General features: G+C 66.2%; 7 protein-coding genes. 3 read left to right on the forward strand and 4 right to left on the reverse strand.

Annotation, left to right across the window (positions count from 1 at the left end):
• The first annotated feature begins 32 nt into the window (after positions 1-32).
• Complete coding sequence (locus LG661_RS16655) at positions 33-1,211, forward strand: adenylate/guanylate cyclase domain-containing protein (protein WP_230533006.1); 1,179 nt, start codon at positions 33-35, stop codon at positions 1,209-1,211.
• Here LG661_RS16655 and murJ read toward each other — a convergent pair.
• Entirely contained in the window at positions 1,192-2,718 is a 1,527-nt protein-coding gene (murJ, locus tag LG661_RS16660) for a murein biosynthesis integral membrane protein MurJ (RefSeq protein WP_230533007.1), read from the reverse strand. The two genes, LG661_RS16655 and murJ, sit on opposite strands and share 20 nt — an antisense overlap.
• Positions 2,719-2,721: 3 nt before the next feature.
• Complete coding sequence (locus LG661_RS16665) at positions 2,722-3,708, reverse strand: glycosyltransferase family 2 protein (RefSeq protein ID WP_230533008.1); 987 nt, start codon at positions 3,706-3,708, stop codon at positions 2,722-2,724.
• Positions 3,709-3,898: 190 nt separating this feature from the next.
• On the opposite strand from LG661_RS16665, the gene LG661_RS16670 reads away from it, so the two are divergent.
• Together LG661_RS16670 and LG661_RS16675 are read left to right on the forward strand one after the other, a co-directional pair.
• Positions 3,899-4,747: a ChbG/HpnK family deacetylase gene (locus LG661_RS16670; protein ID WP_230533009.1), complete on the forward strand. Its 849-nt coding sequence runs from the start codon at positions 3,899-3,901 to the stop codon at positions 4,745-4,747.
• Positions 4,748-4,809: 62 nt separating this feature from the next.
• Positions 4,810-5,613 carry a M48 family metallopeptidase gene (locus tag LG661_RS16675; RefSeq protein ID WP_230533010.1) on the forward strand — a complete coding sequence of 268 codons (804 nt, stop codon included), beginning with the start codon at positions 4,810-4,812 and terminating at the stop codon, positions 5,611-5,613.
• 7 nt (positions 5,614-5,620) lie between these two features.
• On the opposite strand, the gene LG661_RS16680 is transcribed toward LG661_RS16675, so the two are convergent.
• Both LG661_RS16680 and LG661_RS16685 read right to left on the reverse strand, forming a co-directional pair.
• The gene (locus LG661_RS16680) at positions 5,621-6,160 is read right to left on the reverse strand and encodes a GNAT family N-acetyltransferase (RefSeq protein ID WP_230533011.1); all 540 of its coding nucleotides are present in this window, start codon (positions 6,158-6,160) and stop codon (positions 5,621-5,623) included.
• The gene (locus LG661_RS16685) at positions 6,157-6,738 is read right to left on the reverse strand and encodes a helix-turn-helix domain-containing protein (protein ID WP_230533012.1); all 582 of its coding nucleotides are present in this window, start codon (positions 6,736-6,738) and stop codon (positions 6,157-6,159) included. Before LG661_RS16685 ends, LG661_RS16680 begins: the two co-directional genes overlap by 4 nt.
• Positions 6,739-6,844 lie beyond the last annotated feature (106 nt).

Below are 6,844 nucleotides of genomic sequence, written 5' to 3' on the forward strand. Positions count from 1 at the left end.
AGGCGTTCCGGTGGGAACGGCAGGACATCGCCATGGCAAACCTCGAAGAGTGGATTATCGAACAGGGCCTGCGCGGGTCCGAGATGGGAACGCTTCTCTCCGGCTTCGTCGAGGGGCTCATTGCGGAAGGCGTGCCTCTGGTACGGGCCTATATCGCCCTGCCGACCGTCAACCCGACGATCCGCGTCTATACCCATGTCTGGACCCGCTCGGCCGGCCTGACGGTCGAGGGCGTCTCCCATGAGCGCAATGCAAGCGCCTTCGAGCTGAGCCCCTTCGCCCATATGATGCGCACCGAGCAGACCAGCTGCTATTGGCGGGTCGACAGCCCCGATGCGGGCCGGTTCAGCGTGTTCGAGGACGTGAGGCGGGAAGGGGGAACGGATTACCTGGCGCGCCTTTTCAGCTTCGAAAATGCGAGCGCCCCGGACCTGCGTGGTATTGGCTTCTCCTTCTCCTCCAGCCGCCCTGAAGGATTCAGTCCCGAGGAAATCCGCCGGGTCGATGCGCTCCTGCCCCTTCTGGGGCTTGCCGCCTATCGGATGACCCTCTTCGATCTCACGGTCGCCATGCTCGACACCTATGTCGGCTTCTCGGCGGGACGCCGGGTGCTCAGCGGGGAGATCCGGCGCGGCTCCGGAACGATGCTCACCGCAGCCCTGCTCTTCGCCGACCTTCGCGGCTTCACGGAACTGGCGGACACTGCCGGCACTTCGCTCCTCGCCCGCCTCGATCGGCATCTCGAGGCCATGGCGGAGCCTGTGGCGGCGCATGGCGGCGAGGTGCTGAAATTCATGGGCGACGGCGTTCTCGCCGCCTTTCCGATCACGGAGGAACGGCCGCAGGACGCCGCCTGCGCGGCTGCGGTGCTGGCAGCCCAGGATGCCATTATCCGCAATCGAGCGGTCAATGGCCAATATGCTGGGGAGCCGCCTCTCAACCTCGACATCGCCCTCCATTGCGGCGACGTGTTCTACGGCAATATCGGGGCCGCAGGCCGGCTCGACTTCACGGTGATCGGCCCGGCGGTCAACGAGGCGAGCCGCATGGAGGCGCTCTGCCGGAACCTCGAATGCGAGGTCGTCATGTCGGATTACGTTGCGGCCGCGAGCCCGCTCCCGGTCCGCCCACTCGGCCGTCACCGGCTCCGCGGCATCGCCGCCGAACGGGACCTGTTCACGCTGGAGCCCATCAGCGCCGTGACAGCCTGACCCCGAGGGCTTTAAGCCCGGCGAGCAGCGCGCCGCCATAGATCAGTGCGCCGGTGGCCCCGAGGATCGCAAGGAGGCTTTCGCTGCGCCAGGCGGGGAGGAGATTGGTCCATTCCTCCAGCGGCACGGGCGCGAAAAGGGCGAAGGCCGAAAGTAGGAGACTGGCGCAGGCGACTGCCGTTGCGGTGCGACCGAGTGCGCCGCCGGGAGCCATCCAGTCCCGCCTCATGGCAAGGAGCACGAGGAGGCCCAGGTTCACCCAGATGCCGATGGCGGTCGCGAGCGCGAGGCCAACGACCCCGTAGGGCCCCATGAGCAGGATCTTCAGAGCGACGTTGACCGCAACCGCCGACAGGGAGGCTATCAGGGGCGTCGCCGTATCCGAGCGTGCATAGAAGCTCGCGACCGCCGAGCGGATCAGGACGGCGGCGGGAAGGCCGATGGCATAGGCTGCCAGAACCGCGCCCGAACGCGCGGCGGCTTCGGCATCGAAGGCTCCGCGCTGGAACAGGGCCGACATGATGAGGTCGGGCAAGGTGAGGAAGGCGACAACGAAGGGTGCAGCGAGCGCGAGCGTCAGGCCGACGGCCCGGTTCTGCGCCCCGTGCGCGCCAACGACGTCGCCAGCCGCAATCCGGCGGCTCATCTCGGGCAGCAACACCGTGCCCGCTGCGATGCCGATGACGCCGAGGGGCAACTGGTAAATGCGCTCGGCATAGTAGAGCGAGGCGACTGCGCCGGTCGGCAGCAGTGAGGCGATGATCGTGTCGGCAAAAAGCGCGAGCTGAACGCCCGCCGAGCCGACGACTGCCGGTCCCAGGACCTTGAAGAAGCGCTTCATCGCTCCGTCGAAATGCGGTGCTTTGAGCCCCGGCGCGACGCCGAGCCGTTTCGCTGAAATCCAGACCAGCAGGAGTTCGAGGACGCCCGCTGCCGCCACGCCCCAGGCAGCGGCGTATCCCGCATTGGGGAAGAGGAAGGTGAGCCCAAGAGCCGCCACGATGGAGATGTTGAGGAGGACCGGTGCCGCCGCCGCCGCTGCGAAGCGCTCATGGGCGTTGAGGATCCCGGAGAGGATCGTCACCAGGGTGATGAAGAGGAGATAGGGGAAGGTGATGCGCGTGAGCGTCACCGCAAGGTCGAACTTGGCGGGATCATCCGAAAAGCCGGGGGCGAGCAGGTTCACCACGACCGGCATGGCGACGAGCGCAATGGCGAGCAGGGCGACCTGCACGATCAGCATCAGGGTCGTGATACGGCTGGCGAACGAGCGCGCCGGCGCAGCGCCGTCTTTTTCCAGCACGCCCGCATAGGTGGGCAGGAAGGCGCTGTTGAAGGCTCCCTCGCTGAAGATGGCGCGGAAATGGTTGGGGATGCGGGAGGCGACGACGAAGGCGTCCGCCACGGGGCCGACGCCCATTACCGCCGCAATCACCACGTCGCGGATGAAGCCGGTCAGCCGTGAGACGAGGGTCCAGCCCCCGACGGAGAGGATCTTTTTGAACATGGCTCAGGCCCGGCGCAACTGGGGCGTCTCCGGCACAAGGCTGCTGCTCACTTCTGCTGCGCCTCCGATCCGCTCGGCCACCACGTAGAGCGGACGCCGCTTCACCTCGGCGAAGATTCGGCCCACATATTCGCCGACGATACCGAGCGACATGAGCTGGATGCCGGAGAAGAACATGACGGACACGATGAGGCTCGGGAAGCCCGGCAGGTCGGTCCCGAACAGCAGGGTTCGGATCATGAAGAATATGGCGGTCGCAATCGCCAGGAACGAGATGATGAAGCCGAGATAGGTCCAGATACGCAGCGGCGCAGTCGAGAAGGCGGCGATGCCGTCGAAGGCGAAGCGGAACAGCTTGCGGAAGCTCCATTTGGAGGCCCCGAACTTGCGCTCCTCCACCACGAAAGGCACGCCGGTACCCTTGAAGCCGATCCAGGCATAGAGGCCTTTCGAGAAACGGGCCCGCTCACCCAGCGTCCGCAGGGCCTCGACACCTTTCCGGTCGATGAGCCGGAAATCGCCCGCGCCTGCAGGCAGCTCGATTTCGCCGAACTGAGAGAACAGGCGGTAGAAGAGCTGGGCGAAGCCGCGCTTGATCCGGGTCTCGTCCGAGCGGTCGGTCCGCTGGCCGTAGACCATCATGTAGCCTTCCCGCCAGCGCTCCACGAAGGTCTCGATCATCTCGGGCGGATGCTGCAGGTCCGCATCCATGATGACCACCGCATCGCCCCGGGCATGGTCGATGCCTGCCGCAATCGCGATCTCCTTGCCGAAATTGCGGCTGAACGAGACCGCCCCGATCCGGGGCTCTTTCTGGCTGACTTCCTTGATCAGGGCCAGGGTGTCGTCACGGCTACCATCATCGACGAAGACCACCTCCCAGTTCGAGGTGATCCGGTTCAGGACCGGCAGCAGGCGCTCGCACAAGGGCGCGATGTTGGCGCTCTCATTGTGCACGGGGATGATAACGCTCAGTTTCGGAGACGCCACGGACGGACCCTTCGATGATTGGGTGCATCAAGAGCCGAGTTTGCCGCTTCGCTCAAGGGCCCTGCTGCTTTTTCATCTCAGATTGCTCCGGATGGGTTGCTATTCTATTGCCGTGTGATCTGCCGGAAACCGGCTTTCCCCTTCGTGGAATGGCCTTATGGTCGATGGAAAGCCGAGCTTGGAGATTGCGATGCGCCTGCCCCGACCCGTCGTTCTCTGCGCCGACGATTTCGGCCTCTGCGACGGCGTGAGCCGGGGGATCGTGGAACTGGCCGAAATGGGCCGCCTCTCTGCGACGGGAGCCATGACCAACATGCCCGGCTGGCGGCGGGCGGCTCCCGAGCTCCAGGCTTTGAAGGGACGTATCGGCATCGGGCTGCACCTCAATCTCACGACCGGCGCTCCTCTGAGGGCCATGCCGCATCTGGCCCCATCGGGGGTGTTTCCACCTCTCAAGCCGTTGCTGGCCAGGGCCCTGAGGGGCCGCTTGCCTGTCGATGAGATCCATGAAGAAATCGCCCGTCAGGTCGAGGCCTTTCTGGATGTCCATGGCGATCTTCCCGATTTCATCGACGGGCACCAGCACGTGCATGCGCTGCCGGGCATCCGGCGGGCGCTGATCCAGGTGCTGAAAGGAAAGGGCTATGCCGGGCGGGTCTGGCTGCGCGATCCCTTCGAGAGAGTGGGAGCCGTCCTGCGCCGCCCCATCGGGCGCAACAAGGCCGTAATCGTAATGTCCCTGACTCGGGGCTTCTCCCGGGATGCCCATGTCGCCGGGTTCAGGACGAATGACGGCTTCTCCGGCTTCGCGCCCCTCGATCTCTCCGTTCCCGCATCCCGCGTCTTCGAGGAGGCCTTCTCCGAGTTGGGGCCTAGCCCCGTCGTCATGTGCCATCCCGGCTACGTGGACGATGAATTGCGCGGGCTCGATCCGGCCGTGGAGAGCCGTCCGGCGGAACTGGCCTATCTGAAGTCCGATGCCTTCCGCGACCTGCTGGAGGAGAGGGGAATTGCGCTTTCCCCAAATCTTGCCAGATAGCTCTCTGGGCCGTGCTCTCCTGGTGCGGCCGGCAACCGCTCCGGTTCTCACGAGTTGTCAGAATGATGTGCATCTCCTGTTTCTCCGACCGAACATCCTCCGCGTCAGGCGGGTTCACGCGACGCAGGGCCCTGGGCCTGATGGTCTGCGCGGGCGTCGCGCCCGCTCTCGCCGGCTGCGAGCGGATCGCGCCTTTCCTCGTCTCGGACGAGACCGTGGAGCAGCTTGGGCTCGAAACCTGGTCCAGGCTGCGGCAGCAGATGCCCATATCCCGCAACGCCGAGGCGCAGCGGAGAGTGGCGGCCATCGCACAGCGGCTCCTCGTTGCGGCAGGTGAGAACCCGGCCGCTTGGGAGACGGTCGTCTTCGCTCAGCCCGAGGCCAATGCCTTCGTGCTGCCGGGCCGCAAGATCGGCGTGCTCGAAGGCATGATCCGAACCGCCCAGAGCGAGGGAGAACTTGCCGCCGTGATCGGCCACGAGATCGGGCATCTCCAGGCGGAGCACTCGCGGGAACGGGTTTCGGCCGAGACCTTGAGGCAATGGGGCCTGCGCCTCATCGGTTTCCTGCTGCAGATCAACGATGTGGCCTTCGCCCGCGAGATCGCGGCCCTGCTCGGGGTCGGCGTCGAGTTCGGTCTCGTGCGTCCCTACGGCCGCTCCCAGGAACTCGAGGCCGACCGGCTCGGCCTCTTCACAATGGCCAAGGCCGGCTACGATCCCCGCGAGGCGGCGGAGCTCTGGCGGCGCATGGAACAGCGGGGAGGGGGCGCCCCGGCGCTTCTGTCGACCCATCCGGCTCCGCAGGAGCGCATCGAAGCCATCGAGGCGCTGATCCCGGAGGCTATCGAGGCGGCGCGGGCCTAAAACCCGCTCAGTCCGGGGCAATCTGCTTGTGGAAGACGGTCGTGTCGCACAAGCCTCCCTGGGGCCAGAGCGCATAGTTCGGGATCACGCCGACCCGGCTCCAGCCGACGCGCTCATAGAGGCGCTCCGCATCACCCCCTGTGACGGTGTCGAGGACGAGCACGGTCTTGCCTGCCGTTCGCGCCGCTTCTTCGGCCCCGCACATCAGGGCCGCTCCGACGCCGCGCTTCCTCGCCCGGCGATGAACCAGCATCTTGGAGATATCGGCCCGGTGAGGCTGGTTCTCCGGCTGCTTGAGCACGACCTGTACGGTGCCCACGATCCGCCCGTCGGACGGATCCTCGGCGACGAGCAGGATGCGGTCGCCTGCGATGACACCCTCAGCGACCCCTTGCCAGAAGGCGTCCGCCCGCTCCTGGGTCAGGGGCAGCATGAAGCTCACCGAGGCGCCGCCCTCGACGCAGTCGATCAGGACCGCGGAGAGGTCGCGGACCCGGTCCAGAGCCTCCTGCGGGGCGAGGGCGCGAATGATGACATCGTTCGTCATGGAGAGTTCCTCAAGGTGGCGAGCGCCACCAGGTAGCGGGCGGGTTTTTCGGCGGGATTGTGGAAGAGGACCGGCAGATCTATCCGCATGGAGAGACAGTCGCCTGTCGCCAGGCGATAGATGTCGTCGCCGACACCCAGCTCGATCTCGCCCTCGATCATCCAGACCTGCTGCCCGACATCCAGGAGGCGGGGGCCCGTGTCATAGGCCACCCGCGCCCCGGCCGGGAGGATCACCTCGACCAGCTCAATGGGGGAGGGGAAGCCGGGGGCGGACAGGTTGCGGCGCAGATAGCCGGTGTCGGGATCGCGCCAGATGCGCTGGTCGGCCCGCCGCGCGTGGGGCGAGGCGGCGGGGCTCTCCCGTTCGGCGAAGAGGGAGGCGAGGGTCACGCCGAGCCCTGCCGCGAGCTTGTCGAGAACGGCGGCCGTGGGGCTGCTCTCGCCGCGCTCGATCAGCGAGATCATCGAGCGGCTGACGCCTGTACGCTCGGCCAAGCCGTCGAGGGTCAGGCCGCGATCTCCGCGCAGGAAGCGGAGGCGCTCGGCGAGGTGGGCGTTAATGTCGGGTGACTCCATTAAACTAGATTGGTATTCTAATATAATGGAGTCAAGAGGTTCGCCGGCGGGCTCTGCCCACGCTAGGCTCAGGAGTCGTTGATTGAGGTAGAAGGCCACTGAAGCA

Origin of the sequence: Microvirga roseola (assembly GCF_020866965.1) — a bacterium.
GTDB lineage: Bacteria > Pseudomonadota > Alphaproteobacteria > Rhizobiales > Beijerinckiaceae > Microvirga > Microvirga roseola.

What these genes read in the sequence shown, in the direction of transcription:
- LG661_RS16680 (WP_230533011.1), bottom strand. Translation starts at nt 6,160, where the DNA reads ATGACGAACGATGTCATCATTCGCGCCCTCGCCCCGCAGGAGGCTCTG.
- LG661_RS16685 (WP_230533012.1), bottom strand. Translation starts at nt 6,738, where the DNA reads ATGGAGTCACCCGACATTAACGCCCACCTCGCCGAGCGCCTCCGCTTC.
- murJ (WP_230533007.1), bottom strand. Translation starts at nt 2,718, where the DNA reads ATGTTCAAAAAGATCCTCTCCGTCGGGGGCTGGACCCTCGTCTCACGG.
- LG661_RS16655 (WP_230533006.1), top strand. Translation starts at nt 33, where the DNA reads ATGGCAAACCTCGAAGAGTGGATTATCGAACAGGGCCTGCGCGGGTCC.
- LG661_RS16670 (WP_230533009.1), top strand. Translation starts at nt 3,899, where the DNA reads ATGCGCCTGCCCCGACCCGTCGTTCTCTGCGCCGACGATTTCGGCCTC.
- LG661_RS16675 (WP_230533010.1), top strand. Translation starts at nt 4,810, where the DNA reads ATGATGTGCATCTCCTGTTTCTCCGACCGAACATCCTCCGCGTCAGGC.